Genomic DNA, 25687 nt, shown 5'->3' with positions numbered 1-25687 from the left:
CGTAAATTAGGTTGAAGTTAGATTACTTTGGTATAAAGCAAGTTGTGGGTGAATTATAACGTCGGCGAGGTTTAGACCTTTATAACATCATAACGTCGGCGAGGTTTATAACCTCGCCGACGTTGAGTGCCGACCTTGAAACCTACTTCACTTCGGTGTACCCCAACTTGGGCAACTTCATTGCGTTTTCAATCAGCTGAATATGAATATCCAGAATCCCGACGGCAGATGGAATATCAATTTTTTCGGGGTCGTCGGTGGGCATGTGGTAGTCGTCGTGGCCGCCTGTGTGGAAAAACAGCACGGGCACTTTTTTGGCATAAAAAGACGCATGGTCGGCCCCTCCGCTCCCCGAACGGTCGGTAAAGAATTTAACGCTTCCTTTCACTTCTTTAAACACTTCTGGCCAGGCGTCGCTTGTTCCGTAACCGCCGATACCCACACCCCGGTCGGCATTGTAGCGGCCAATCATGTCCATGTTGCTCATAAAATGGATTTTATCCAACGGCAAGGTTGGATTATTCACAAAATACCGCGACCCCACCAAGCCCAGTTCTTCGGCTCCAAAGGCAATAAACAGAAAGTTGTAGGGTTCTTTGATGTTGTTTTGGGCGTAATAGCGGGCCAATTCCAACAGCCCCGCCACGCCCGAGGCGTTGTCGTCGGCGCCGTTATGGATTTTTCCCTGTGGCGCTTTATCCCGCGAGCTACCCTGCGTTCCCGTGCCCAAGTGGTCATAATGCGCGCCAATGACGATGGTATAAGGAGCACCGTTGTCCAAAAAACCGATGACATTATTGGCCGGTCGAATGCTGTCGGGCACAACTATACGCCTTACTTTGGCCGTAAAAGGCTGACGGTAGCCGTCTGTGCCCAAGGCGGTTAAATCGAGTTTTTTGAATTGTTTGATGATGTACTTGGCCGCTTTGGCGTTTTCTTTGCTGCCCGTTCCGCGCCCCTTCATTTTATCGGAAGCTAAATAATTGATATGCTTGGCCACACGGTTGGCATCGATTCGGGGAGATTGCCCGAAAAGGAGAACTGAAGCAAAAAACAAGGGTAAAAAGAATGAGTGTTTCATGAAGTAAATGGGTAAATAACGGCGGCAAAGATAAAGTGAACTCCGCACTATCAAAGCAACTCTTTTCATTTTAAGACCCATCAAAAACACAAATAGCCGGCAACGGGCCGGCTATTTATAAGATAATTTTTTCTGTATACTATCGTCGCTTGACAAGTCCTACCACAAAAAGTAAGACCAACGCCCCAATAACGGCGGTTAGAATAACCCCAACTAAGCCCGCTCCGAGCGAAACACCTAATTGAGCAAAAAGCCAATTTCCAACAAACGCACCGAGAATACCCACAAGGATATTGCCGAACAAACCATAGCCGAAACCACGTTTGATTTCACCAGCTATCCAGCCAGCTATGGCACCCACAATCAGTACATAAATTAAGTTATTCATTAGAAAAGCGTTTGAGTGTAGACAACATCAATGCCTTTTGATTGATGAGCAACCACAAGCAACAAAATAAAATCGGCATTTGCGCTATTCCTTGAAAAAATACATAACCAGCATGGTAGCGGTGGTATCTCCGATGTTGGTTGGTTTATGCGGTAGGTTGGCATCAAAGAAGATGGAATCTCCTGCTTGCAAGGTATATTTTTGGTCGCCAACGGTATATTCTACGTACCCGCTGATGATGTATTTATATTCAAACGCGTTGGTTTTGACCATAAAAGAGCGGGTAGCTTTGGGGGCCAATTCCAACAAAACGATGTCGGTGGGCAAGCTCTGAATGGTGCGCGTCATCACGCGTTTGTAGACAAACCCTTTTGATTGTTCCTTTTCAAACTTTTGATAATCTTCGTTGCGTTTCACCACCACTTTGCTTTCGGAGGCCTGCTCTACATCGGCAAAAAAGTCGTTCAAATCCACGCCGAGCGAACGAATCAAATTGATGAGCACCAACAACGAGGGAATGGTCCGGTTGTTTTCGATTTGAGAAATCAGGCCCTTGCTTACCTGCGCACGGTCGGCGAGCTGCTGAATGGTAATCCCTTTGGACTTGCGATAGTCTTTAAGTTTGCTGCTAATTTGAATAATTACTTCGTTGGCCATACGAGTGAATATAAAGTTGAATGTTAGGTGAGTTTAGCAAGGGATTGTCTTCCAGCGTCCAAATCTCCGTGTTTTTTCGGTGATACAAGCTGTTTCACCTACGGATTCTACTTTATCACCTCAAAAATTTCGCGCCCAGGGCTTTGTTTTTTACCTTTCAACCCAAATTATCCCTGCCAATGAACAGAACCTATTGGACCATCGCGATTCATCTTTTATGTGGTGTATCGTTTTTGGCCTTGCCCTATATTTTTGCGCCAAAAGGCTTTTCTCAAATAGCCGAGATCGCGCACAATCCCCACGAACGGACCAACCTGCTGGCTTATCTATTCATGCTTGGATTTTTTTACCTGAATTATTACGTCCTAATTCCTAGGTTCTATTTTGCCAAAAAGTACGTTTTTTATGCAGGAAGTACGATTGTGTGCTTTGGGGTCGTGGTATTGATGCTCGTGTCGGTAGACCGCCAAGATTTAATCCCTCACCACACCGCCCCTGCAGAGCCATCGCCTTCAGAACTTAAAACCGCCCACCCACTTCCGCCTAAATTTGACGTTCAAGCCCTGCACATGCCCCCGCCTGCCCAGAGAGCTAACCAAGAAAAACCGCCTTTTGGCTTTGAGCTGAGCCATGCGCTTTTTTTGTTTTTGGTGGGGGTGTTTGTTTCGCTTTCGTTACGTATCAACGACCGTTTGCGGGAAACCGAACGCCAAAAGCTCAACACCGAATTGTCATTTTTGAAGGCTCAAATCAACCCGCATTTTTTGTTCAACACGCTCAACACCATCTACTCGCTGGCCATTGAGCAGTCGTCCAAAACCGCCGATGCCGTGGTCAAACTTTCGTCGCTCATGCGGTACGTCATGCGGGAGGCCGATACCGATTGGGTGCCTTTGGCCAAGGAATTTTCGTACGTTGAAAACTACGTAGCCTTGCAACAATTGCGACTAGACGATACCGTGACCGTCGATTTTAGCATCACGGGCAAGCCCAACGGCCAGCAAATTGCACCGTTGATTTTGATTTCATTCATCGAAAATGCGTTCAAATACGGCGTCAATCCGCAGGAAAAATCACTGGTACAGATTCAGCTTTCTATTGTCGAAAATCGTTTACATTTACGTACGTTCAATAAAAAAGTACGGGTGTTTTACGACGAAGAAACTTCCAGCGGCATCGGTATTGAGAATACCCAAACACGACTGCAACTGATGTATCCTGCCAAACATTTGCTGACCATTACGGATGTTCCCGAAAGTTTTACGGTAGATTTAACCATTGAATTGTAAGCAACATGCTCAAAGCCATTGCCTTAGACGACGAGCCGCCTGCCCTCCGCGTGATTACGCATTTCTGCGGTCAAGTGGATTTTGTTGACCTTCAACAAACATTTTCCCGCACCGACGAAGCCTTTGATTATCTCACTGCAAACACCGTCGATTTGCTTTTTTTGGACATCAACATGCCGTCTATGTCGGGCATTGAATTTTATAAGGCCATTCCGCAAGATGCGATGGTGATTTTTACGACGGCCTACGCCGAGTACGCCGTAGAGGGCTTTAATTTGAGCGCCATTGACTATCTATTGAAGCCTTTTACGTTCGAGCGTTTTGTGCAATCGGTTCATAAAGCCAAAGACTATCAGCAGTTTCTGCAAAAGTCAGAAGCACCCGATCCGCCCCAGTATTTGTTTATCAAAGCTGATTACAGCGTTTACAAAATCGCTTTTACCGACATTGTTTTTATTGAAGGACTGGACGATTACCTCAAAATCCACCTTGAAGGTAGCAAACCCGTCGTAGCGCGCATGACCATGAAAGGAATCATGGAGAAGCTACCGGTGCAGGATTTTATACGGGTACATCGCTCGTTTATTGTGCCTTTTCGCCGCGTTGAAAATGTCCGTAATAGGCTCATTACGCTGGCAGGCGAAGAGATTCCGATTGGCAATAGTTACGAGAAAGAGTTTTTTCGGTTGTTTAAAGGCTAAAAATAACCGAAGCATAACCCTCCCCTTTTCTCCGTTACATTCTGCTTCTTTACTTCAAATTTCCATCACTTTTACACGTTTTTTGGGTTACAGCGTATGGTTTGTTAATTAACTCCAGCATCCACAAAACCCCATCTATCAGAGATTTAGGGGTTAAACTTTACCCTCACATTTACCGCAGAAAACATCCTATTCACCTCAAATACAGCCTTTACCACAACGAAAGTGCAGGTTTGAACGTATAAAGAGAGGTAAACAATCACCCCTCTCTAAAAATTTATAAGAACATGGAACGCAAGGATTTTTTGAAAAAGAGTTTATCATTTTTGGGAATTGCCGCCGTCACGCCATTGGTGGGAGCTTGCAGCAAAACGGACGTTGATCCTACTACCACCACCACCACGGGGTCTACTCAATGGCACCACGGGCGGCACTTGCGACGTTACTCCTTCCGAGACCGCAGGACCTTTCCCCACCAAAACCCCCAGCTCACTGGTACTAAAAGACATTCGCTCTGACCGTACGGGTGTTCCGATGACTGCAACGATTAGCATCCGAAATAAAGCCAATGATTGTAAAGCCCTGGAAGGTGCTTTGGTAGATATTTGGCATTGCGATGCCGCCGGCAGTTACTCAGAATACGGCGGAACGGGTATGCAAAGTATCAATTACACGGCGGTTCATTTTTTGCGGGGCCGTCAGGTAACGGACGCAAGCGGAAACGTGGGTTTTACGACCATCTTTCCGGGCTGGTATTCGGGCCGTGCGGTGCACATTCACGTACACATTTACAATGCTGCCGGCAAATCGATATTGGTTACGCAAATCGCCTTTCCTGCGGCAGTATGTGATACGGTCTTTACCACTGCCACCAATTTTTATACCAAAGGAAAAGCCGATACGACCAACGAAAGAGACAACGTTTTCAGCGATGGTTTTGCCAATGAAATGGCTACCATAACGGGCAGCGTAGCCAACGGGTACGCCTTAACGCATACCATAGTGGTCAGTGCCTAATGATTTTGCCAGGCCTCTTTTATTCAAGAAAAAAACTCTGACAGAAATGACCCAAATTGAAGCAACGATTTTTTTGGCCGACCAACGCGGCTGTTCTCAAACCGATTGGTTTCGGAGTTTTCATGGCTTCAATTTTGGGGCATACCATAGCGAGCACCGTCAGCCGTTTGGCCGATTGAGGGTTTTTAATGACGATACCCTCGCTGCCCAAAAAAGCCTTAAAATGCAGGTGGATGAAAATACAGAGGTGATTTTGCTGCCGCTGTTGGGAGCTATCGAATACCATAACAGCTTAGGCGAGACTGGTTTTGTAGAAGCAGGACAGGTGCAAATTTTCTCCGCAGCCCAGGGTATGGAGTACGAAATCACCAATCCGTATCCTGACGAATTGGTCAATTTTTTACAGATTTGGCTCACGGGAAATGAGCAAGAATTTACGGCCAGTTTAATCCAAAAATCGTTTGATTTCCAACAAAAAAATCAATTACTCCCTCTTCTTTACACCCAAACAAGGGCATACATTGGTCAATTCGGTGGGCGGGAAGAAGGGATTTATGAAGTGCAACATCCCGATACGCATGGGATTTTTGTATTTGTTATTAAGGGCGCTTTTGAAGTGCAAAACCGCCTGCTCCACCCCCGCGACGGACTTGCCCTTCAAGGAGTAGACACGGTTGATTTTGAGGCCCTTTCCAACGACGCCATTCTCTTTTTATTGGAAGTACCTCTTGAACCATATAAGGCCTAAATATTAGATTTCCTTTAATGCCTTATATGGTTCAGGGCTTTTTTTCGTTTAAGAATTGCTCTTAAAATCCATAAAATGGCCGCTTTAGCAATCCGAAACGAACGAAGTAAAATCGTTACCATCTCTGCCAAACTTATCTTTTATGGCACCCAAGCCACGGAAGATTTAGCAAAAAAAATAGCTGCCGAAATTCGTGACATGTACCACGAACCCCAAGCATGTGTTAACATCGAAGGCGAGGCCTACGATGTTAACATACGAATTGATTATGAAGTGGTTAGCTTTGAAGAAGTGATTCAGTTAGCCATAAAAAACGCCAATTTTCGTTACAATTTCATTCGCCTAGAAGTCCAAAACCACGTTACCCGTTCGTTCATGGGCTTTGGTTTAGGCGACAACGTCGGGCACTGGATTACGTCCGACAATTTGGGGGACTCTACCACCGCCGCCCACGAATTCGGGCACGCCCTAGGACTTGACCATCCCGAGCGTTATGATTTCAGAGGCTTGGGCAACCCCGGCATCATGGCTCCGCGCGGCACGATTGTCGATGCCCATTTACAATGGAATCCCGCCGTAGGGGCTGGCGAATACGGCGGTACACTCAAGCCCTTTCACCGCCGCGTGCAGGCCTACGAAATTGAGGCCATTTTTAAAGATTTAAAATTTGACCCCAACGGCTACGCCGAAATCGGGCATTTGAGCAATGTACTATTCACTGAAAATGGCGACCCACTCAATATAATTTTTTAAAGATTCAGCACCCAGATTTTCTGTCCCGTAGCCTGTCATCCTGGATGAAAGCATCAAATACTCGCATAAGAAAATAAAAACTCCCTTTCCTACGTTTTTTCAAAAGGTGCAAAATCCACTTTAAATACAGCCTTTTGAAAAACAAACTACTGCTAACAAGCCTTTTCTTGCTGCCTTTTTTATCCTTTTCTCAAGAGTATTTTATACTGCGCGGATACGTTTATTCTGAAGACAACGAGCCCTTGCCAGGTGCTTCTATTCGGGTGGTCAACAATAATACTGGCACGGTGACCAATGCGCAAGGCAAATACGAAATCAAGTTGTTAGAAGGCTTAAACCGCATTTCTGTTTCTTCCATGGCCTATCAAACGGAGGTATTTGAGGTGGTGGCTAACAAAGATTTGGTAAAAAATATCTTTCTGAAAATTGACTATAAGCAGTTGGATGAGGTGGTGGTGAAAATCAAAAAGAAAGATGAATCGTATGAAGTCATTAAAAAAGTACTTGAAAACAAGGAGGCTATTTTAAACCAATACCAAAACTACAAAGCCAAGGCGTACATCAAAAGTGTGGAGGTAGTTGAAAAAAAAGTTGTAAAAAAGAAAGACGAAGACTTGCCTCCCAATCCAAACGAACAGCTTCAACTAAGCGACAAAGCACCCACAAAAAAAGACAGCATTCCCAATCTCAACATTTTTGAGTGTCAACTTATAAGGCACCAAAGCAATACTGGTCAGCAAAAAGAAGAGCGCGAAGCCGTGAAAAAAATAGGCGACCAAAGTACCCTTTTTTTCAAATCAGTCACCGATGGGGAGTTTAACTTTTACCAAAATCACCAAAAAATAGCCAAAATTGGTGACAACGAAATCACTTCTCCTTTGAGCGACCTTACTTTTCTGAGTTATAAATTTCAGTTGCTCAAGTATTATTTTGTGGGTCAGGATAAGATATTTCAAATCAAAGTCACGCCCCGAGCCTTGGGCAACGCGCTGTATGAGGGTACAATAGAAGTGCTGGAAGATAAGTGGGTACTACGGAATGTGGATTTGAAATTGACCAAAAGAGGACTGCTGCGTTATGACGAATTTGGGGTGAAGCAAGAGTTTGAAAACATTCAAAATCGTTGGGTTGCATCAAAAATTACCTATACGTGGAAAGTAAAAGAAGGCGGAACGAAAAAATTTGGTAAGACCGAAGTCATTCACTCCGATTATGCATTTGATCTGAATTTACCCAAACGATTTTTTGGGGATGAAGTAGGTCTAACCACCGAAAATGCCTACAAAAGAGATTCGACCTTTTGGGAGACAATCAGACCCCACCCCCTCACCAAGGACGAGCAAAAGGTCATCAAGGAAAAAGAACGGCTTGAAAGATTGCAAAATTCAAAAGCCTATTTGGATTCTATCGACAAGATTTACAACCGAATCACGATTCCCAAAATCCTTTATTTGGGAATGGGGCACATCAATCGTGAGAAGAAAAACAATTGGTATTTTGACCCGATTTTGGGCCTCATCGACCCTTTGGCCATCGGTGGTTGGCGAATTCGATACGGTTTGGGCTACTACAAACGTCATGAAAACCGAAAACAGGTGTGGATTAACACGAGTTTTACATACGGTTTCAAAAACGAAGACCTTAAAGGCAACATCAACCTGAATTATTTTTACAATCCGCTAAAAGTATCCAATATCTACTTCGCGGTAGGATCGGGTTTCAACGTCATTAATGGGGCCGCCACTCTGAGCGATATAGCCCGACGAAGCAATTTTTATCAGAATAAGTTTGCGGAGGTTCGTCACCGTACCGAGCTCTTCAACGGATTTTATCTCAACTCACAACTATATTATGAAAACCGCAGCGATTTGGCAGATTTTAAATTTGGGTCTTTAGGCGATAGAATTTTCAGTAACAACACCCCACAACCTTTCCCCACCAGCCACGTCTACCGAACCAACATCGGCATCGAATACACTCCTCGGCAATTGTATTTGAGAGAACCCAACGAAAAAGTAATTCTGGGCTCAAAATACCCCACTTTCAGCGTCAATTTAGACCGTGCCTGGCCGATTAAAGGGCAAAACAACAACGTCTTTACCCACTTGTCGGCCTCCGTCCGACAAACTTTCAATGTGGGCATCATCGGCACTTCCGAATACCGCCTCAATGTTGGAAAGTTTCTGGATACCACCAGCTTAGCGGTGATGGACTATAAGTATATGCGGGGTGGCGACAACTATTTTTTCTCGCCCGCCATGCTTACTTATCAACTGATTCCCAAGACGTTTCCTGTATTCAACTGGTATTTTGAGTCGCACTATGTACATCAGTTCAACGGTTTTTTGACGAGTAAAATACCGTTATTCAACAAAACTAAAATCAGAGAAGTAGCAGGCGGTGGGTTTTTGTACGTTCCCGAACGAAAATACCAGTATTCAGAAGTCTTTTTTGGATTGAATCGGGTCTTCAAGATAGGCCGCGAAAGAATACGGCTCGGTGCTTATTATGTCATTGGCCAATCCAATGATTTTGGCGTCAGAAATGGTTTCAAATTTTCTTTAGAGCCTTACAACCACAGTAAGAATACGTGGAGTTTTTAAGAGTAACTAACTCTGCATCAGGCTCAACTTTCGATAAAAACCTTTTTCATCCGTCAACAGGTCGTCGTGTGTGCCGCGTTCGATGATTTTTCCGCCGCTCAATACTAAAATTTCATCAGCGTGTTGAATCGTGCTGAGGCGGTGCGCAATGACGAGTGTTGTACGGTTTTTCATCAAATTGGTCAAGGCTTCCTGTACCAGTTTTTCGGATTCGGTATCCAACGCCGAAGTAGCTTCGTCCAAAATCAAAATCGGTGGGTTTTTCAGAATCGCCCGCGCAATGCTCAGGCGTTGGCGCTGCCCACCCGACAGTTTTGTGCCACGGTCGCCGATAACGGTTTGGTAGCCGTCATTTTGTTCCACAATAAACTGATGCGCATTGGCGATTTTAGCGGCGGCCATGACCTGTTCTTCCGAAGCCTCCGTACCAAAAGCGATATTATTAAAAATGGTGTCGTTAAACAAAATAGACTCCTGCGTCACGATGCCCATTTGGTCGCGCAGTGATTTTGTAGTTACGTCGCGCAAATCAGCGCCGTCTATTAAAATTTTTCCTTCCGTAGGGTCATAAAAACGCGGCACCATATCGGCCACCGTCGATTTTCCACCGCCCGAAGAGCCCACTAAGGCCACGGTTTTTCCTTTTTCAATGGTAAACGAAATATCCTGCAAAACAGGAATGCCTTTTTCGTACTCAAAAAATACGTTTTGAAATTCAATGGCGTGGTTAAAGGTTTTTACCTGCGTTGCATTGGGCGCATCTTTTACGTCAACGGGGGTATCAATGAGTCGCATGATGCGCTCTCCCGACGCTACCCCGCGCTGAATCCCGCTCACGGCATTGGATATTTCTTTGGCGGGTCGCAATACCTGCGAAAAGATAATGATGTAGGTCACAAAGGTAGACGCCGACAGCTCAAAATTGTCCGATAGCACCATCGAACCTCCGTACAATAAAATACCAGCCACCACAGCCACGCCCATAAATTCCGACATCGGTGGGGCCAACTCCTGCCGAAAAACCATCCGCAATAATGAATGACGATAGCCTTGATTTTCAGCGGCAAAGCGTTTTTGAATGACTTTTTCGGCATTAAAACCCTTCACGACCCGGATGCCGCCAAAGGTTTCGTCCAATACGCTGATGATATTACTCAAGCGCTGCTGCACTTCCGACGCCGATTCTTTGAGCTTTTTGGCCAACGTGCCGATGATAATTCCCGAAAGCGGAATTACGATAAGCGTAAAAAAGGTCAGCTTGACCGACATCGCAAACAACGTTACAAAATAAAAAATCAGCGTAAAAAGTTCTTTGAACAACGCACTGAATGCCCGCCCAAGTGAGTTTTCAATTTCCTGAACGTCAGTAGTTACCCGAGAAATGAGGTCGCCTTTTCGCTCATTGGAAAAGAACGATAAGCTCAACCGAATGGCGTTATCAAACACCGCCTGCCGTAGTTGCGACACGGTATAGGCTTTGAAATTTTCGATGATACGAATAGAAAAATACTTAAACACGTTGGACAACAACACACAAATCATGATGGCTCCGCACACAAACTGCAACGCGCCGTATTTGCCATAATCCTGAATGGCGTGGCCGAAATAATACTGAAACAAATCCACAAGGTAAGCCGCATCGAATCGAAACGACGGAAAAACCAACTGCTCAGGGATTTTTGCTTTTCCGAAAAGAACATCCAACAAAGGCTGAATCAACGTAAAATTGAGCACCCCAAACAAGCTACCCAATAATGAAGTAATAAAGTACGGCCCCACGTATCGGCTCAACGGACGCGCGTACTGTAAAATGCGCCAATAAATTTTCATCTAAATGTGTATATCAATTTTATCAATCCCAACAATGACGAGGTCTTTATGGTTGAGAAGGTGCAGAAGTTTATCAAAGTTATTTTCAAATATTGTTAGGCATATTGAAGGCAAGCCAATAAGTCTTCTTTTTCTAAATCGGGAAAGGACTCTAAGACCTCGTCAATACTATCGCCAGCGGCAAGGTATTCCAAAAGACCCTCTACTAAGTAACGCGTATTCCTGATGGTAGGCTTTCCGTGACCTACATTTGGATTTAGCGTAATACGAGTCAAAAGAGTTGTTTCCATGTATCTTCAAAATTAAAAGGCAAAGTTAGTAAAAAACGCGGGGAGTTGGACTTCCTCGAAAATGCTTTCCGCCTTTGCCAACTACCCGAATTCTTGTATTTTTGGTAAAAAAGATGAAGCTATGCAAACATCAACGTCGGTAACAGTGGCAGAATACTTTGATTTACTTCAGAAATCAGACATTAAACTCGAATACCATGCCGGCGAAGTAGTTGCCATGGCAGGCGCACAGCCTGCCCACAACAGAATATGTGTCACACTTTCTGCCGCACTTGAGAATTGTCTTAGGGCAGGAGAATGTGTTGTATTAAACAGCGACCAACTCATAAAAATAGAAAATTGTCAAAAATATGTCTTTCCCGATTTGGTCATTGTTTGCAAAAACCCTGTGTACGAAAAAGCACCCAACGGCTTAGATGCGCTCGAAAATCCCGAGATTATTGTAGAAGTATTGTCCGATTCAACCGAAAGTTACGACCGTCTCGAAAAATTTGATTGCTACAAAACCCTACCTTCATTCCGTGAATACGTACTTGTTTCCTCAAAAAAGAAGAAAGTAGAAGTAATCAAAAAACTGAGCGAAGCCGAGTGGCTAAGCCATACTTATAGCGAAAAAGACACTACCATCCAGATTGGAGAATGTGTGATTGATCTTTCTGAAATTTATCATAAGGTAGTGTTTGCATAAATTATTTGACGTCAAGGAGTAGAAATTAGTTTTTAATATTTTTTAAAATATATTTGTACTTATTATAAACTGTTCCAATCCTTAACGTGAAAATATTTTCCTCGGCAAAGTCTTATTTGCTCAAAAACAGGCTTTTAATCGGCATTGTGGTTGCGTTGGCGTGCGTCACAACGGCTTGCTTTCTCAACCGAGGCAACGCATCGGCGGCGTCTGTTCCCGACGAGGTGGACTACAATTACCACATTCGGCCGATTCTCTCCGACCGTTGCTTTAAATGCCACGGCCCCGACGCCAACAAACGCGAAGCCGACCTGCGTCTTGATACGGAAGCCGCGGCCTATGCCGCACTGAAAGACAATCCAAAACTTCACGCCATCGTCCCCGGCGACTTGGATAATTCGGCCGTTTGGCTTCGGATTACGACCAAAGACACGGCCGAACTGATGCCGCCCGTGGAATCTAACCTCAAGCTGACCGAGCACGAAATTGCCCTTATCGAAAAATGGATAAAACAAGGAGCCAAGTACAAGCCTCACTGGGCGTTTATTGCCCCTACCACGCCCAAGCTCCCCGAAGTAAGCGATGAGGCTTGGCCTAAAAACGAAATTGACAGGTTTACACTGGCAAAAATGGATGAAAATGGCCTCTCTCCTAACGAAGAAGCCGATAAAGAACGCCTGCTCAAACGCGTAGCGCTTGACATCACGGGCTTGCCCCCTTCGTTTGAATTACAAGAGCGTTTTTTGAAAGATAAATCCGAAAATGCCTACGAAAAAGTGGTGGATGAATTGCTAAAAAGTAAGCATTACGGCGAAAAAATGGCGCTCCCGTGGCTAGATGCCGCTCGTTATGCCGACTCCCACGGCTATCAGGATGACGGCCTACGTACGATGTGGCCGTGGCGCGATTGGGTGATTCATGCTTTCAACCAAAACTATGGATACGATAAATTTGTGACCTGGCAATTGGCAGGTGACCTGTTGGTCAAACAACAGGGCAAAAAAGCCGATGATCCCGCAGCCAAGGAAATGATGCTGGCTACTGGTTTTAACCGCAACCACAAAATCACGCAGGAAGGCGGTGTAATCGACGAAGAATACCGCATAGAGTACGTAACTGACCGGACCAATACTTACGGAAAAACGTTTTTGGCGCTCACCTACGAATGCGCCAAATGCCACGACCACAAGTACGACCCTATTTTGCAGAAAGATTATTACAGCGCTTTCGCGTTTTTCAACCAAGTCCCCGAAAAAGGGCTATTCGGAACCATTGATGCCAATTTTGCTGACCCGCCAAACATGAAAATCACCACGAAGGATGTCAAAGACATTCTGAAATTTGTGAATAAAACCGACACGGCGGCGGTATTGGTCATGGTAATGCAAGACAAAGATACGCTACGCCCTACGCACATTCTAAACCGTGGCAACTATGACCAACTCGGCGATGTGGTCACGGCCAATATGCCCAATTTTATTCTTCCTTTTAATCCTAAAAAATACCCTCAAAACCGCCTCGGACTGGCCCAATGGATGCTTGACCCTAAAAACCCCCTGACCGCCCGTGTGTTTGTGAACCGAGTATGGCAGGAGTTTTTCGGGCGGGGAATTGTCAAAACGGTCGGTGATTTCGGAATGCAGGGCGAGCTTCCTTCCCATCCGCAATTATTGGATTGGCTGGCCGTTGATTTCCGAACGCACGGCTGGGACATTAAGCGGTTGGTCAAACAAATCGTACTCTCAGCCACTTATCGACAGTCGTCCGTTATTACCAAAGAGCATTTATCAAAAGACCCTGAGAATGTTTTTCTCGCCCGCGCTCCCAGAATGCGCCTACCCGCTGAGTTGGTCCGCGATTTAGTGCTGGCCAGCAGTGGCCTACTGAACCCCGAAATCGGCGGTCCGAGCGTCAAAACGTACCAACCGAAAGGGCTATGGGAATCAGCAACTTCTGGAAGAGGAATCCTAAAAACTTACGTCCAAGACCACGGCGACAGCCTCTACCGACGGGGTATGTACGTATTTATCAAACGTACGGTTCCGCCCCCAAACATGTTGATTTTTGACGCCAGCAACCGCGACCAATGCGAAGTCAAACGCTCCCGCACCAACACTCCACTCCAAGCACTTCTGATGCTCAACGACCCCACCGTATTGGAATCCGCCAGGGTTTTGGCCGAAAAACTGACGTTGGAAAAATCTTCAGTTGACGATAAAATCAGCAAAGCATTCCGCCAGATTGTCTGCCGCCAAGCCAAACCCAAGGAGTTGGACGTGATAAGAAAGTATTTTGACGAAGAAAAAACCGCGCTCGCCAAAGCTCCGCAAAAAGCCACCAAATTGCTAAGCGTGGGCGAAGCGCCTCAGGCCCGCATTCCCGACCGCCCGTCGGTAGCGGCACTGATGCAGACCATTTTGATGGTGTATAATTTGGAAGAAGTTATCATGAAATAAGGGGTTTTTCGACAAAAACCTACGTTTCCTATCCCCTATGTGGTTACAATGAAAAATGAATTTTTAGAAAATCGCCTTAACATAAACCGTCGGCATTTTTTAGGTAAAATGACCGCTGGCATTGGCAGCGTAGCCCTGGGCTCACTGCTCGTTCCCGATTTGTTCAAAGGCTCAGGCGACGACTCCGACGCCCTGCCCTTGGGTATTCCGCACTTTGCCCCCAAAGCCAAACGCGTGATTTACCTGTTCCAAAACGGCGCCCCATCGCAATACGAAAGTTTTGAATACAAACCCATGCTCAATAAAATGGCAGGAGAAGAGCTTCCCGCTTCTATTCGCATGGGACAACGCCTCACGGGTATGACCGCCAACCAGGCCAAATTCCCGTTGGTAGGTTCGCATTTTAAGTTTGCGCAATACGGGCAATCGGGCATGTGGATGAGTGAGTTGTTTCCAAACATCGCCAACATCGCCGACGACCTCTGCATGATTAAAACCATGAACACCGAGGCCATCAACCACGATCCAGCCCTCACGTTTATGCAAACAGGTGCCCAACAGGGCAACCGCCCAAGCATGGGTGCATGGGCAAGCTACGGACTGGGCAGCGAAAACAAAAACCTTCCTGCATTCTCAGTGTTGCTTTCGCGTGGCAAAGGCAACGGTCAGGGCGTTTATTCCAAACTGTGGACCAACGGGTTTCTGGATTCTACCCACCAGGGCGTGGTATTCAGCAGCGGCGAAGAGCCCATTTTGTACCTCAACGACCCCGCTGGCACCGACCGCTCGGCCCGGCGTAAGATGCTGGACAACCTTTCTGAATTGAATAACATGGCCTACGACGATTTTGGCGACCCCGAAATCAAGGCCAAAGTGCAGCAATACGAGATGGCCTACCGAATGCAAACGGCCGTGCCTGAACTCACCGACCTCAGCAAAGAACCCGACCACATCATCAAAATGTACGGCCCGGAATGTCTGGTACCGGGCACTTTTGCCGCAAATTGCCTTCTGGCCCGCAAACTGTCGGAAGCGGGTGTGCGTTTTGTGCAGTTATACCATCAGGGATGGGATCAACACGGCAACATGGTCGGTGAAATGCCCCTTCAGGCCAAAGATACCGACCGCGCTTCGGCGGCGTTGATTACCGATTTAAAACAACGTGGCTTGCTCGACGAAACCTTGGTCATTTGGGGTGGCGAATTTGGCCGTACCAACTACAGCCAAGGCACGGCCACCAAAGATAATTACGGCCGCGATCATCACCCCCGCGCCTATTGCACGTTTATGGCGGGCGGCGGCGTCAAACCGGGCACCGTTTACGGCGAAACCGACGATTTTGGGTACAATATCGTCCGCGACCCAGTACACATCAACGATTTCCACGCCACGGTCATGCACCTCATGGGCCTGAACCACGAAAAGCTGACCTACAAGCACTTAGGCCGCCGCTATCGCCTGACGGATGTAGCCGGAAAAGTAATTCCGGGCTTGATTGCATAACGCTGTCGCTCGCGTCCCGCGAGTGACTACCTAAACCGACACTTTTTCCAAAAATGCCTCGTTTTCAAAACCTAATCTCTTACCTACTTTTAGCCATTCACGCCCTGTTGGTGTTTTTATTGGCATTTCAGGACAAAGTCATCCTTCCAGCGTGGCTACAACCCGTGGGCCGAATGCACCCTATGCTACTGCATTTGCCCATTGGTTTATTGATTTTGGCAGGATTGCTGTGGATATTCAGGAAAGAATTTGAAGGGGCAAACTTTAACAAATTGTTGGGCTTTATCCTGTCATTGACTGCCTTAACGGCTGCCCTAACCGCGCTTATGGGATTCTTCCTTTCCCGCGAAGAAGGCTACACCGCCGACTTACTCAATTGGCACAAATACACAGGAATCGGCCTGAGTTTTCTGGCGTATGGCTTAGTTTTATTGCATCAACAAACCATTGAACGCAAAGTCATATTTAATACAATTTTGGCACTTAGTGCGGTTGTTTTAGCCGTAACGGGGCATTTTGGAGCCAGCCTCACGCACGGAGAAGATTATCTGTTTCCCACCAAAGATGGCGACGCCCCCCTTACCATCACCGACGATACCCCGGTGTTTGAAGCGGCTGTTCAGCCCATTTTGAAGGCCAAATGCTTTCAATGCCACAACGAGCAAAAGACCAAAGGCGAACTGCTCATGACCACCGTGGCGGGCTTGCTGAAAGGCGGCAAAAACGGTCCGATATGGGTAGCGGGCGACGCCCTCAATAGCCACATTATCCAACGCGCAAACCTGCCGCTCGACGATAAAAAGCACATGCCTCCCCGAGGAAAAGCCCAGCTAACCCCTCAAGAAATCGGTTTGCTGACGGCCTGGGTACAGAGCGGAGCCGATGTCAAAAAGCCCATCAAAGCATTGGCGGCCAACGATCCAATAAAAGCATTTTTGGAAAAGGGAGAAAGGAAAACGGAAAATGCAGCGGTTTACACTTTTGAACCGGCGTCTGAATCTACCCTTGAAAAACTCAACAATCCCTTCCGAGTGGTATTTCCTCTGGCGCACAATTCGCCCGCATTACAGGCTGATTTCTTTGTGCGGCAAGCGTACAAACCAGAGCAGTTGGGCGAGTTGTCGGACATCAAACAACAATTGGTGGTCCTGAATTTATCAAATATGCCCATCAAAGACGAGGATTTGGTGACCATTGCCAAATTTGAAAAGTTAGAAAAACTGAACTTGAACAATTCAGACATTACAGGCAAAACCCTGTCGGCCTTTAAGACGCTAAAGGGCTTAAAATCACTGTCATTGTCGGGCACAAAAGTGACCAAGGAATCATTGAAAACCATTGAAAATCTACCCAATCTTCAGGAAGTATTTATCTGGAATACGCCCATTTTGGAGAAAGAAGTGGCTGAATTGAAAAAACAAAACCCTAAAATTCGCTTTGAATTGGGCTACATTCCTAGAGAATCTGAAAGGCTAAAGCTCAATCCTCCGATGTTGGTCAACGAAAAATTTGTGTTGACCGAGCAAACGCCCGTTACCTTCAAACATCCCCTCAAAGGCGTCACAATTCGTTATACGCTCGATGGCTCCGTCCCAGATTCTACGGCCTCGTCGGTATACAAACAACCGATTGCCCTTAACGGCTATACCGTGGTGAAAGCCCGCGCAACCAAAGACAACTGGTACGCCAGCGACGTGGTCGAGTACACGTTTTTCAAAGGAACCTATCGCCCTACCCATGTTGAATTATTAAACGAGCCCAACCCTCAATACCAAGGCGAAGGCAGCAATACCCTCATCAATCAGAAAAAAGGCGAAGCCAGCGATTTTAAGAACCCTGCTTGGCTTGGCTACCGTGAAAAGCCTTTTGAAGCACTGTTTACGTTTGCCCAGCCTACGGCTGTTAAATCACTGACACTAAGTATTGGCAAAAACATCGGCGGCTTCATTTTTCCGCCTGCTTCGGTCGAAGTATGGGGTGGCAGCGACAAAGCCCATTTGACACTGTTGCAGAAAATTTTACCCGAACAACCGACCAAAGACCAGTCAGCCCGCGTTGAAGCTATTCAGAGTCAATTGAAAGAGGGTAAATACACGGTCATTAAAGTTGTTGCACGGCCAGTACCAAAACTTCCCGCTTGGCATCCGGGCAAAGGACAACCAGCGTGGGTCTTTGTAGATGAAGTATTTTTCAATTGAAAAGAAGAATCCCCCCCAAGGTTTCAGCCTAATTCAGCAGTTTTATTCTAAGGTGTGAAGTTCCGTTGCCTTTCACTTCAAAGGCACAATCTTCAAAATTAGGGCCCGTAAATACCGGACGATAATTATTACTGAAGCCAAAAGGCTCTTTGGGATAACCCACGAAGTTTTTATCCAACTTCCAATTATCATTCATATCGTGATACAACGCCAGCGCATAACGCCCCGGCGGCAAATTCATCACGGTGCGGGTTTCTCCCTTGGCCGACACCGCCACCATTTGCCCAAAATCAGGCTTGGTGTACGTACTTCCAAAGGTATTTCCTGCCCGAAATACGCCCAAACGCAAAGTGCCCTTCGGATGGCGGATGTTGGTTATTTCAATGGTAAGGGCGGTTTCTTCGGCCGTCAACAAAAGTGAGAGTAAAGATACTAAGAGCAATAACTTCATAAACGAGACTGGGTAATAGCTGATAGAGAATAATGTATACGATTGGTAAAGGCTATTGACAAGCGAAAATAATATAACCCCTAGTTAACAACTAGCGACTGCTTATTTTTATTACTTTCATCCAAATTTTTCTCGCTTAAATGTAAGTCATTAGATTTGCATTTAATGACGAAATGCCTATAATTGCATCACTGCTTTCGATTTAACTTAACCTATGTAATGAACGAAAAACCCAAATTAACCTTTTGGCAAATCTGGAACATGAGTTTCGGGTTTTTAGGGATTCAATATGGCTTTGGCTTGCAACAAGCAAATATGAGTCCCATTTTCCGCTACCTCGGAGCCGACGAAGCGTCTATCCCTGGCCTTTGGCTTGCTGGACCGCTTACTGGCTTATTGCTCCAGCCCATCATCGGGGCAGTTTCTGACCGCAGTTGGTCTCCCACTTGGGGGCGGCGTAGGCCATTTATCCTTGCGGGAGCACTTTTAGGAAGCATTGCTATGATTCTGATGCCCAATTCTTCGGCGGTCTGGATGGCGGCGGGCCTGATGTGGATTCTCGATGCGGGCCTCAATTCTGCCATGGAACCATTTCGGGCTTTTGTGGGTGATATGCTCAACGAAAAACAGCGTCCTGTTGGATTTGCGGTCCAATCCTTCTTTGTGGGTTTTGGACAAACCCTCGCCAACCTGATGCCTTATATTTTGCCACTTTTGGGTGTCTCGATGGTTTTATCTGACGACCAACTGGCCAATGGTATTCCCAACTCGGTTCGCTATCCATTCTATATAGGAGCGGCGTCTATTCTACTGGCGGTATTTTGGACAATGCGTACCACCAAAGAATACCCTCCCGAAAACGATGATTATAAAAAAACGCACGTTTTCTCGGAAGAAGAAAAAAAATCCATTTCCTTTTGGCATTTAGCCTTAGCCGTTGGCGCCGCAATTTTGGCCTTTGGCTTTGCTTACTTTTCGGGTGGCTTGGCCAACGGCATTAAATGGGGTTTAGGTATTTTAATTGGCGGGTACTTGGTGTTGATGTTGCCCGTATTCAAGGAAATTTTGGCCCCGCTTTCAACCATGCCTACGGTAATGCGTCAATTGTGGTGGGTAAAGTTTTTTACGTGGTACGGCCTGCCGCTGATGTGGCAATACCTTTCATTGGCTACGGCCAAATACGCGTTCAACGCGCCCGATGCCGTTTCAAATCCAACGGGTTTTGAAGAAGGAACCAAATGGGGCGGGCTTTGTTTTGCTATGTTCAGTATTTCGTGCGCAGTCGTTTCATTTTTTATTCCACGGATTGCCAAGGCCGTCGGGAGCAACCGCGCTACCCACGCCCTGTTTATGTGCCTCGGCGCGGCTGGTTTCTTTATGACATTGATTTCTAACGATAAGATGATTTATTTGGCCGGTATGACCATCATCGGGTTTATGTGGGGCTCTATAATGTCAATGCCCTATTTAATGCTAGCCGAAGCCGTACCCAAAGAAAAAATGGGAGTATACATGGGTATATTTAACGGCTTTATTTGCGTACCGCAGTTCATCGGGATGCTTACCGTACCGCTTTTCTATAAAACATTGTTGGGCGATGACCCTCGCAACGCCCTTGTGTTGGCGGGCGTTTGTATGTTATTTGCCGCTGCTTCTTGTTTTTTGGTGAAAGAAGCGAAATCATAGCCTAGAAACTTACTCAAATGTAAAAAGTCCCGATAGCATCGCATCATGCCATTGGGGCTTTTTTACATTTGTACTTAGTTATACGATTCTTAGTCTACTTTTTATTAAAATTATACCCCAACGTCAGGAAGAAAATCTGGGATTCTGTACCAGCGTAAGGTTTTACACCTCCTTCCGAAAAGCCCTGATTCAGGAAGTCATTTAGGTAATACTGCACTTTTAACCCAAACCCATTTTTAGCCTGAAATCCAACAAAAACGGCGGGCATAAACGCATTGGTACGATTGCTGAACCATTCGTTAAACTTATCGACTTTCTCGCCGTTTATAAAGTTTTTTTGTTTGTAATTGATGGCAAAACCTGCTTCAGCTCCCCCATACACGTAGAAGTTACGCAAATCTCCAATTTTAATTCCCACCGGAATTCCCACCGCATACACCCGCTGTTTGGTTTTAAATTTATCGGTTTTGACCGTTCCTACAATCTCTTCTTCCGTAATCATTCCGATATTGGTCAGGTTCAATCCACCAAAAACCCCGAAATGATTGCCCAAGTCCAGATTGGCATTGGTACCTAAGTTAAAAAACAACGTAAAACGCGGAATACTTCCCACTTCTTTACCGTTGCGGGTTACTTGCGAGAACGACAAAAGAGCACCGTTTCCACCCTGCGTGTAATAAATCTTCGACGATTTTTCTTTGGCTGAATCTTCAACGCTGTCCTGAGCAATGGCAGCTACGGAAGTCAAAAAAGCGATGGCGAAAATGATTGTTTTCATGGCTGTTGATTTTTTATGGTTAAGAATGATTTTCGTAAACAAGATGCAAGCTACTGGTCAAATGGTGACGGAATTGAGGATAAATGGGCAAAAAAAAGGACGAACGTTCCAAATTCTCCGCTCGACGGCAAAACGGTTTTATAGACTTCCTTTGAAAAATATTTTCCAGCCTTGGGGCCTCTTGGTCGTTAAAACCGCGTTTTTCGCTTTGTCGACATTAAAATCGAATATAAACTTTTTTAGATTTGCGATTTTTAATAAATACTCCTAACTTTGCAGCCCATTTTGATAGAGAAGTGAAAGCGCTAACACAGTACGACATAGGCATTTACGGTTTAAAAGACAAGCAGTATGTCTATAATTTTGAGTCAGGTCACGAATTTTTCGAGGCACTGGAGCAAGAATTAATTGAAAATGGTCAGTTTACAACGCATTTGACCATCGACAAGTCTACTACGATGCTGATTCTTAATTTTAGCATTGCAGGAGTCGTTGAGTTGGTGTGTGACCGCAGTCTTGAAGTTTTTGAAGAGCCAATTGATTTAACCGAAAAGCTCATTTTAAAATTTGGAGACCACGATGAAATACTGGCCGAAGACATTGAGCTTATCCGTCACGAAACGGTTAAAATCAACGTTGCTCAGTACATTTTTGATTTCATCGCGCTTTCATTGCCTATGAAAAAACTTCATCCACGCTTCAGAAATGAAGAGAATGAAGATGAAGAAGAGGGAATTTTAGTATATCAGTCAGGAGAAGAAAGCGAAGAAAAAGCCGCTGATGCCCCCGACAACGAAGCAATAGACCCTCGTTGGGCCGCTTTACAAAAGTTAAAAGGAAAAGAATAAGCATTTTTTTAGAGTAACTATAGATAACGAACAAACAATAAAGACATAAAGCAATGGCACATCCCAAACGAAGACATTCAAGCACTCGCCGCGACAAACGCCGTACACACGACGCAATCCAGGGTAAAGCACTTTCAACTGACCCAACAACGGGCGAAGTACATTTGATGCACCGTGCGCACGTATTTGAAGGAAATTTGGTTTACAAAGGCAAAGTTGTGGTAGAAGGCTACAAGCAAGTCTAATTCATAACTCTCTGTATGTGAAAGCATTTTATGGCAACTTATAGATAAAGTTGTTGTGAAATGCTTTTTTAGTATCGGTTATCTGCTATTTTTACAGCCTCATTTTGAGTATAACGATACCTTCTTGATACCCAATACCTCTAAAGAATAATGAAAATAGGAATAGACGCAATGGGAGGGGATTTTGCCCCCGATGCTATAATAGAAGGAGCCGTCAATGCAGCATCCCAATTACCCCCGGATATCCATATTGTATTGATTGGTAAGCAGGATGTAGTCAATGCTTTGCTGGAAAAATATAATTATCAGGGCAGCCAAATTGAAGTTGTCCATGCCGAAGAAGTCGTCGAAATGGGGGAACATCCCACAAAAGCGCTCTCTCAGAAGCCCCATTCCAGTATCTCAATTGGATTTAAGTTATTAAAAGACAAACAATTAGATATTTTTTGCGGAGCAGGCAACACGGGCGCTATGCACGTAGGAGCACTCTTTAGTATCAAAGCAATTGAGGGAATCATCCGCCCAGCCATTGTAGGATTTGTGCCTCAGAAAAAAGGCGGACACGCCGTTATGCTTGATATTGGCGCCAATGCCGACTGCAAACCCGAAGTATTGGAGCAATTTGGCGTCATAGGCTCTATATTCGCCCAGCAAACTTTCCAGATTGAACGCCCACGCGTGGCTTTAATGAATATCGGGGAAGAAGAGCAAAAAGGCTCGGTAGTAGCGCAGGCCGCTCACCAACTTTTAAAAGATAATACCCGAATTCATTTCGTAGGCAACATGGAAGGCGGCGATATGTTTGACGACAAAGCCGATGTCATTGTCACCGACGGATTTACGGGAAATGCTCTTTTCAAATTGGCCGAATCTTTCTACGATGTTGCCAAAGAGCGCGGTATTCAGGATGAGTTTATTGATAAAATGAATTATGAATCAGTGGGCGGTAGCTCCATCATCGGAGTCAACGGCAACGTCATGATTGCACACGGAATATCCTCGGCCATCGCCATCAAAAATATGATTACCTGGGCGCGCAAACAAGTGGAATCACACGCCTACGTTCAGATTGCCAAAGCCCTAAGTTAAAACTGCGTTAGCTGTTACCCGTTCAACGTTGTCCGAATTTAAAAAACGAACTTACGTATAACCGAGACACAGATAACTAATAACTTTTACGAAGTAAAAAATGAGTCAAATTCGAGCTGCTATTACGGGGATACAAGGATACGTACCCGACTACATTTTGACCAATGCAGAATTGGAAAAAATGGTTGATACCAATGACGAATGGATAACCGCCCGTACAGGTATCAAAGAACGTCACATCCTCAAAGGAGAAGGCCTAGGCACTTCTCACATGGCAGCTGAAGCAGTAAAAGGTCTTTTGACAAAGACCCATACCGCCCCAGAAGAAGTTGATTTACTTATCTGCGCAACCACAACCCCCGACTTTATCTTTCCAAGTACCGCCAATCTTATCTGCGATATGGTCGGTATCAAATCCATCGGGAGTTTTGATATTCAGGCTGCTTGTTCAGGCTTTGTGTACGCCCTAACCGTGGGCTCTCAGTTTATCGAAACAGGAAAATACAAAAAGGTGATTGTAGTAGGTGCCGATAAAATGTCGGCCATCGTCGACTACACCGACCGTACCACCTGCGTACTTTTCGGTGATGGAGCGGGAGCTGTAATGCTCGAACCCAACACCGAAGGTTTTGGAATTATCGACAGTATTATCCGTTCCGACGGTGCTGGACAGCCTTTCTTGAACCAAAAAGCAGGAGGAAGCCGCTACCCGCCCACCCACGAAACCATCGATAAACGCTGGCACTATGCGTACCAGGATGGTCCTTCGGTATTTAAGTTTGCCGTCACCAATATGGCCGACGTTGCCGCCGAAATCATGGAGCGCAATCACCTCACGGGCGACGATGTGGCGTGGCTCGTACCACATCAGGCCAACAAACGTATCATTTCTGCCACCGCCAATCGGATGAAAGTAGGAATGGATAAAGTGATGCTTAATATTCAAAAATACGGCAATACCACCGCCGCTACCATCCCGCTTTGTTTGTGGGATTACGAATCTCAACTCAACAAAGGCGACAACCTGATTTTGGCCGCTTTTGGGGGTGGGTTCACGTGGGGGTCGGTGTATGTCAAATGGGGCTACTAAGCTTTCCAGCAGCTCTTTAATGTTTTTTTTATCAACCTATATTTTGCAAATAATCGTCAGTTTTAAGGGTTTGTAATGTAGTTTTAGCCGCTTTACCAATCAACTACTCAACCAAAAACTGTAACTCAAAAAAGTATGGCAACAACCGCAGACATCCGTAATGGATTGGTCATTAACTTCAACAACGATTTATTCCAAGTAGTTGAATTTCAACACGTAAAACCTGGCAAAGGCGCAGCTTTCGTACGCACGAAAATCAAAAGCCTTACCACTGGAAAAGTGTTGGATAACACCTTCAACTCAGGAGTAGCTATTTATCCAGTTCGTGTAGAACGCCGCTCTTTCCAGTACTTGTACAAAGATGAAACTGGTTATAATTTCATGGACAATGAAACATTTGACCAAATCTCTATTTCCGAAAAACTTCTTACTGCGGCTGATTTGCTGAAAGAAGGCCAAGTCGTTGAAGTACTCATTAATACCGAAAACGAATCCCCCCTCACCTGTGAATTACCCTCTTTTGTGGAACTTGTCGTCACCTACGCCGAGCCAGGCATCAAAGGGGATACTGCCAATAACCCCCGCAAGGCCGTTGAAGTTGAAACAGGAGCCCGTATTATGGTGCCTATGTTTATCGAAGAAGGCGACAAACTCCGTATCGATACCCGCACTTACGATTATGTAGAACGCGTAAAATAATTCCTACTGATTGTAGCCAATCATTGATGGCATGGCGCTAAAAAATAGTGACGACTGCGTAATAACCACTAAAAAAATGGAAATCAAAGACATTCAAAAATTGTTGGACTTCATCGCTAATTCTGGCTTGGATGAAGTCAATATCGAAACCGGAGAATTTAAGGTAAGTGTAAAGAAAAATGCGGCAGCTACGTATGTAACGGCCGCCCCTGCTCCCGTAGCAGCAGCGCCTGTAGCGGCTCCTCAGCCCGCGGCTCCTGCCGCCCAGCCTGCCGCCGCCCCTGTGGCTCCCAAAGCTGATGATTCAAAGTACCTGACCATTAAATCACCAATGATTGGTACTTTCTACCGCTCAGGTGGCCCAGACAAACCCTCTTTTGTAGAAATAGGCGACGAGGTTACGGCGGGCAAAGTAGTTTGCATCGTGGAAGCTATGAAGCTCTTTAACGAAATCGAGTCGGAAGTATCGGGCCGGATTGTGAAAGTATTGGTTGAAAATGCAACTCCCGTTGAATACGACCAGCCTTTGTTCTTGGTAGAACCCATTTAAATCGTCGGAGTTAATCAAGTTTTTGCCGTAAAATATCGGGAACAATCAA

The 25687-nt window shown here is 45.6% G+C and carries 23 protein-coding genes and 1 pseudogene; 17 read left to right on the top strand and 7 right to left on the bottom strand.

Annotation, left to right across the window (positions count from 1 at the left end):
* Positions 1-142: 142 nt before the first annotated feature.
* The 3 genes from GVN20_RS03415 to GVN20_RS03405 form a co-directional block, all read right to left on the bottom strand.
* Positions 143-1081, bottom strand: coding sequence for a M20/M25/M40 family metallo-hydrolase (locus GVN20_RS03415; RefSeq protein WP_166556966.1), 939 nt, complete (start codon positions 1079-1081; stop codon positions 143-145).
* Positions 1082-1220: 139 nt separating this feature from the next.
* The gene (locus tag GVN20_RS03410) at positions 1221-1469 is read right to left on the bottom strand and encodes a GlsB/YeaQ/YmgE family stress response membrane protein (RefSeq protein WP_114067264.1); all 249 of its coding nucleotides are present in this window, start codon (positions 1467-1469) and stop codon (positions 1221-1223) included.
* An 84-nt stretch (positions 1470-1553) separates the two neighbouring features.
* Complete coding sequence (locus tag GVN20_RS03405; protein WP_114067265.1) at positions 1554-2126, bottom strand: helix-turn-helix domain-containing protein; 573 nt, start codon at positions 2124-2126, stop codon at positions 1554-1556.
* A 179-nt stretch (positions 2127-2305) separates the two neighbouring features.
* On the opposite strand from GVN20_RS03405, the gene GVN20_RS03400 reads away from it, so the two are divergent.
* The 6 genes and pseudogenes from GVN20_RS03400 to GVN20_RS03375 all read left to right on the top strand — a co-directional run bounded on the left by GVN20_RS03400 (position 2306) and on the right by GVN20_RS03375 (position 9237).
* Positions 2306-3415, top strand: a complete 1110-nt coding sequence (locus GVN20_RS03400) for a sensor histidine kinase (RefSeq protein ID WP_166556965.1) — start codon at positions 2306-2308, stop codon at positions 3413-3415.
* A gap of 5 nt (positions 3416-3420) precedes the next feature.
* Positions 3421-4116, top strand: coding sequence for a LytTR family DNA-binding domain-containing protein (locus GVN20_RS03395; protein WP_166556964.1), 696 nt, complete (start codon positions 3421-3423; stop codon positions 4114-4116).
* A 287-nt stretch (positions 4117-4403) separates the two neighbouring features.
* A pseudogene (locus GVN20_RS03390) lies at positions 4404-5133 on the top strand (intradiol ring-cleavage dioxygenase).
* A 46-nt stretch (positions 5134-5179) separates the two neighbouring features.
* A complete protein-coding gene (locus GVN20_RS03385; RefSeq protein ID WP_166556963.1) occupies positions 5180-5881 on the top strand; it encodes a pirin family protein in 702 nt (233 codons plus the stop codon).
* 75 nt (positions 5882-5956) lie between these two features.
* Positions 5957-6634 carry a peptidase M10 gene (locus GVN20_RS03380; RefSeq protein ID WP_166556962.1) on the top strand — a complete coding sequence of 226 codons (678 nt, stop codon included), beginning with the start codon at positions 5957-5959 and terminating at the stop codon, positions 6632-6634.
* Between the two features lie 134 nt (positions 6635-6768).
* Positions 6769-9237, top strand: a complete 2469-nt coding sequence (locus GVN20_RS03375) for a DUF5686 and carboxypeptidase regulatory-like domain-containing protein (protein ID WP_166556961.1) — start codon at positions 6769-6771, stop codon at positions 9235-9237.
* A 6-nt stretch (positions 9238-9243) separates the two neighbouring features.
* Here the strand turns inward: GVN20_RS03375 and GVN20_RS03370 are convergent, their stop codons facing one another.
* The gene (locus GVN20_RS03370; protein ID WP_166556960.1) at positions 9244-11067 is read right to left on the bottom strand and encodes an ABC transporter ATP-binding protein; all 1824 of its coding nucleotides are present in this window, start codon (positions 11065-11067) and stop codon (positions 9244-9246) included.
* A gap of 95 nt (positions 11068-11162) precedes the next feature.
* The gene (locus GVN20_RS03365; protein WP_166556959.1) at positions 11163-11357 is read right to left on the bottom strand and encodes a DUF433 domain-containing protein; all 195 of its coding nucleotides are present in this window, start codon (positions 11355-11357) and stop codon (positions 11163-11165) included.
* Between the two features lie 121 nt (positions 11358-11478).
* Here GVN20_RS03365 and GVN20_RS03360 point away from each other — a divergent pair, with 121 nt between their 5' ends.
* The 4 genes from GVN20_RS03360 to GVN20_RS03345 all read left to right on the top strand — a co-directional run bounded on the left by GVN20_RS03360 (position 11479) and on the right by GVN20_RS03345 (position 18202).
* On the top strand, positions 11479-12045 hold the full coding sequence (locus GVN20_RS03360) for a Uma2 family endonuclease (RefSeq protein ID WP_166556958.1): 567 nt from the start codon (positions 11479-11481) through the stop codon (positions 12043-12045).
* Positions 12046-12131: 86 nt separating this feature from the next.
* Positions 12132-14501 (top strand): PSD1 and planctomycete cytochrome C domain-containing protein, encoded by a 2370-nt coding sequence (locus GVN20_RS03355; RefSeq protein WP_310586807.1) that lies wholly within the window; start codon positions 12132-12134, stop codon positions 14499-14501.
* Positions 14502-14549: 48 nt separating this feature from the next.
* Positions 14550-16004: a DUF1501 domain-containing protein gene (locus GVN20_RS03350; protein ID WP_166556957.1), complete on the top strand. Its 1455-nt coding sequence runs from the start codon at positions 14550-14552 to the stop codon at positions 16002-16004.
* 53 nt (positions 16005-16057) lie between these two features.
* Positions 16058-18202 (top strand): FN3 associated domain-containing protein, encoded by a 2145-nt coding sequence (locus tag GVN20_RS03345; RefSeq protein WP_166556956.1) that lies wholly within the window; start codon positions 16058-16060, stop codon positions 18200-18202.
* A 28-nt stretch (positions 18203-18230) separates the two neighbouring features.
* On the opposite strand, the gene GVN20_RS03340 is transcribed toward GVN20_RS03345, so the two are convergent.
* Positions 18231-18653 carry a DUF2141 domain-containing protein gene (locus GVN20_RS03340; RefSeq protein ID WP_166556955.1) on the bottom strand — a complete coding sequence of 141 codons (423 nt, stop codon included), beginning with the start codon at positions 18651-18653 and terminating at the stop codon, positions 18231-18233.
* A 219-nt stretch (positions 18654-18872) separates the two neighbouring features.
* Here GVN20_RS03340 and GVN20_RS03335 point away from each other — a divergent pair, with 219 nt between their 5' ends.
* Positions 18873-20339: an MFS transporter gene (locus GVN20_RS03335; RefSeq protein WP_166556954.1), complete on the top strand. Its 1467-nt coding sequence runs from the start codon at positions 18873-18875 to the stop codon at positions 20337-20339.
* Positions 20340-20433: 94 nt separating this feature from the next.
* Here GVN20_RS03335 and GVN20_RS03330 read toward each other — a convergent pair whose 3' ends face one another.
* Positions 20434-21117, bottom strand: a complete 684-nt coding sequence (locus GVN20_RS03330; RefSeq protein WP_166556953.1) for a hypothetical protein — start codon at positions 21115-21117, stop codon at positions 20434-20436.
* Positions 21118-21413: 296 nt separating this feature from the next.
* Here GVN20_RS03330 and GVN20_RS03325 point away from each other — a divergent pair, with 296 nt between their 5' ends.
* From GVN20_RS03325 to accB, 6 genes are all read left to right on the top strand, one after another.
* Positions 21414-21965 (top strand): DUF177 domain-containing protein, encoded by a 552-nt coding sequence (locus tag GVN20_RS03325; protein WP_310586806.1) that lies wholly within the window; start codon positions 21414-21416, stop codon positions 21963-21965.
* 53 nt (positions 21966-22018) lie between these two features.
* Positions 22019-22210, top strand: coding sequence for a 50S ribosomal protein L32 (gene rpmF / locus GVN20_RS03320; RefSeq protein WP_114067282.1), 192 nt, complete (start codon positions 22019-22021; stop codon positions 22208-22210).
* Positions 22211-22360: 150 nt separating this feature from the next.
* Positions 22361-23299, top strand: a complete 939-nt coding sequence (plsX, locus tag GVN20_RS03315; protein ID WP_166556951.1) for a phosphate acyltransferase PlsX — start codon at positions 22361-22363, stop codon at positions 23297-23299.
* Positions 23300-23399: 100 nt separating this feature from the next.
* On the top strand, positions 23400-24389 hold the full coding sequence (locus GVN20_RS03310; RefSeq protein ID WP_166556950.1) for a beta-ketoacyl-ACP synthase III: 990 nt from the start codon (positions 23400-23402) through the stop codon (positions 24387-24389).
* 135 nt (positions 24390-24524) lie between these two features.
* Positions 24525-25088 carry an elongation factor P gene (gene efp / locus GVN20_RS03305; RefSeq protein ID WP_166556949.1) on the top strand — a complete coding sequence of 188 codons (564 nt, stop codon included), beginning with the start codon at positions 24525-24527 and terminating at the stop codon, positions 25086-25088.
* A gap of 76 nt (positions 25089-25164) precedes the next feature.
* Positions 25165-25638 carry an acetyl-CoA carboxylase biotin carboxyl carrier protein gene (accB, locus tag GVN20_RS03300; RefSeq protein ID WP_166556948.1) on the top strand — a complete coding sequence of 158 codons (474 nt, stop codon included), beginning with the start codon at positions 25165-25167 and terminating at the stop codon, positions 25636-25638.
* The last annotated feature ends 49 nt before the right edge of the window (positions 25639-25687 follow it).

The organism is Runella sp. CRIBMP (assembly GCF_009905605.1).
In the GTDB taxonomy this organism is placed as follows: Bacteria; Bacteroidota; Bacteroidia; order Cytophagales; family Spirosomataceae; genus Runella.
This window is presented reverse-complemented; position numbering and strand designations above follow the sequence as displayed.

Bases quoted from the DNA above. Each gene is read 5' to 3' on its own strand.
- GVN20_RS03415 (WP_166556966.1), bottom strand. From the start codon at position 1,081: ATGAAACACTCATTCTTTTTACCCTTGTTTTTTGCTTCAGTTCTCCTT.
- GVN20_RS03410 (WP_114067264.1), bottom strand. From the start codon at position 1,469: ATGAATAACTTAATTTATGTACTGATTGTGGGTGCCATAGCTGGCTGG.
- GVN20_RS03405 (WP_114067265.1), bottom strand. From the start codon at position 2,126: ATGGCCAACGAAGTAATTATTCAAATTAGCAGCAAACTTAAAGACTAT.
- GVN20_RS03400 (WP_166556965.1), top strand. From the start codon at position 2,306: ATGAACAGAACCTATTGGACCATCGCGATTCATCTTTTATGTGGTGTA.
- GVN20_RS03395 (WP_166556964.1), top strand. From the start codon at position 3,421: ATGCTCAAAGCCATTGCCTTAGACGACGAGCCGCCTGCCCTCCGCGTG.
- GVN20_RS03385 (WP_166556963.1), top strand. From the start codon at position 5,180: ATGACCCAAATTGAAGCAACGATTTTTTTGGCCGACCAACGCGGCTGT.
- GVN20_RS03380 (WP_166556962.1), top strand. From the start codon at position 5,957: ATGGCCGCTTTAGCAATCCGAAACGAACGAAGTAAAATCGTTACCATC.
- GVN20_RS03370 (WP_166556960.1), bottom strand. From the start codon at position 11,067: ATGAAAATTTATTGGCGCATTTTACAGTACGCGCGTCCGTTGAGCCGA.
- GVN20_RS03365 (WP_166556959.1), bottom strand. From the start codon at position 11,357: ATGGAAACAACTCTTTTGACTCGTATTACGCTAAATCCAAATGTAGGT.
- GVN20_RS03360 (WP_166556958.1), top strand. From the start codon at position 11,479: ATGCAAACATCAACGTCGGTAACAGTGGCAGAATACTTTGATTTACTT.
- GVN20_RS03350 (WP_166556957.1), top strand. From the start codon at position 14,550: ATGAAAAATGAATTTTTAGAAAATCGCCTTAACATAAACCGTCGGCAT.
- GVN20_RS03345 (WP_166556956.1), top strand. From the start codon at position 16,058: ATGCCTCGTTTTCAAAACCTAATCTCTTACCTACTTTTAGCCATTCAC.
- GVN20_RS03340 (WP_166556955.1), bottom strand. From the start codon at position 18,653: ATGAAGTTATTGCTCTTAGTATCTTTACTCTCACTTTTGTTGACGGCC.
- GVN20_RS03335 (WP_166556954.1), top strand. From the start codon at position 18,873: ATGAACGAAAAACCCAAATTAACCTTTTGGCAAATCTGGAACATGAGT.
- GVN20_RS03330 (WP_166556953.1), bottom strand. From the start codon at position 21,117: ATGAAAACAATCATTTTCGCCATCGCTTTTTTGACTTCCGTAGCTGCC.
- rpmF (WP_114067282.1), top strand. From the start codon at position 22,019: ATGGCACATCCCAAACGAAGACATTCAAGCACTCGCCGCGACAAACGC.
- plsX (WP_166556951.1), top strand. From the start codon at position 22,361: ATGAAAATAGGAATAGACGCAATGGGAGGGGATTTTGCCCCCGATGCT.
- GVN20_RS03310 (WP_166556950.1), top strand. From the start codon at position 23,400: ATGAGTCAAATTCGAGCTGCTATTACGGGGATACAAGGATACGTACCC.
- efp (WP_166556949.1), top strand. From the start codon at position 24,525: ATGGCAACAACCGCAGACATCCGTAATGGATTGGTCATTAACTTCAAC.
- accB (WP_166556948.1), top strand. From the start codon at position 25,165: ATGGAAATCAAAGACATTCAAAAATTGTTGGACTTCATCGCTAATTCT.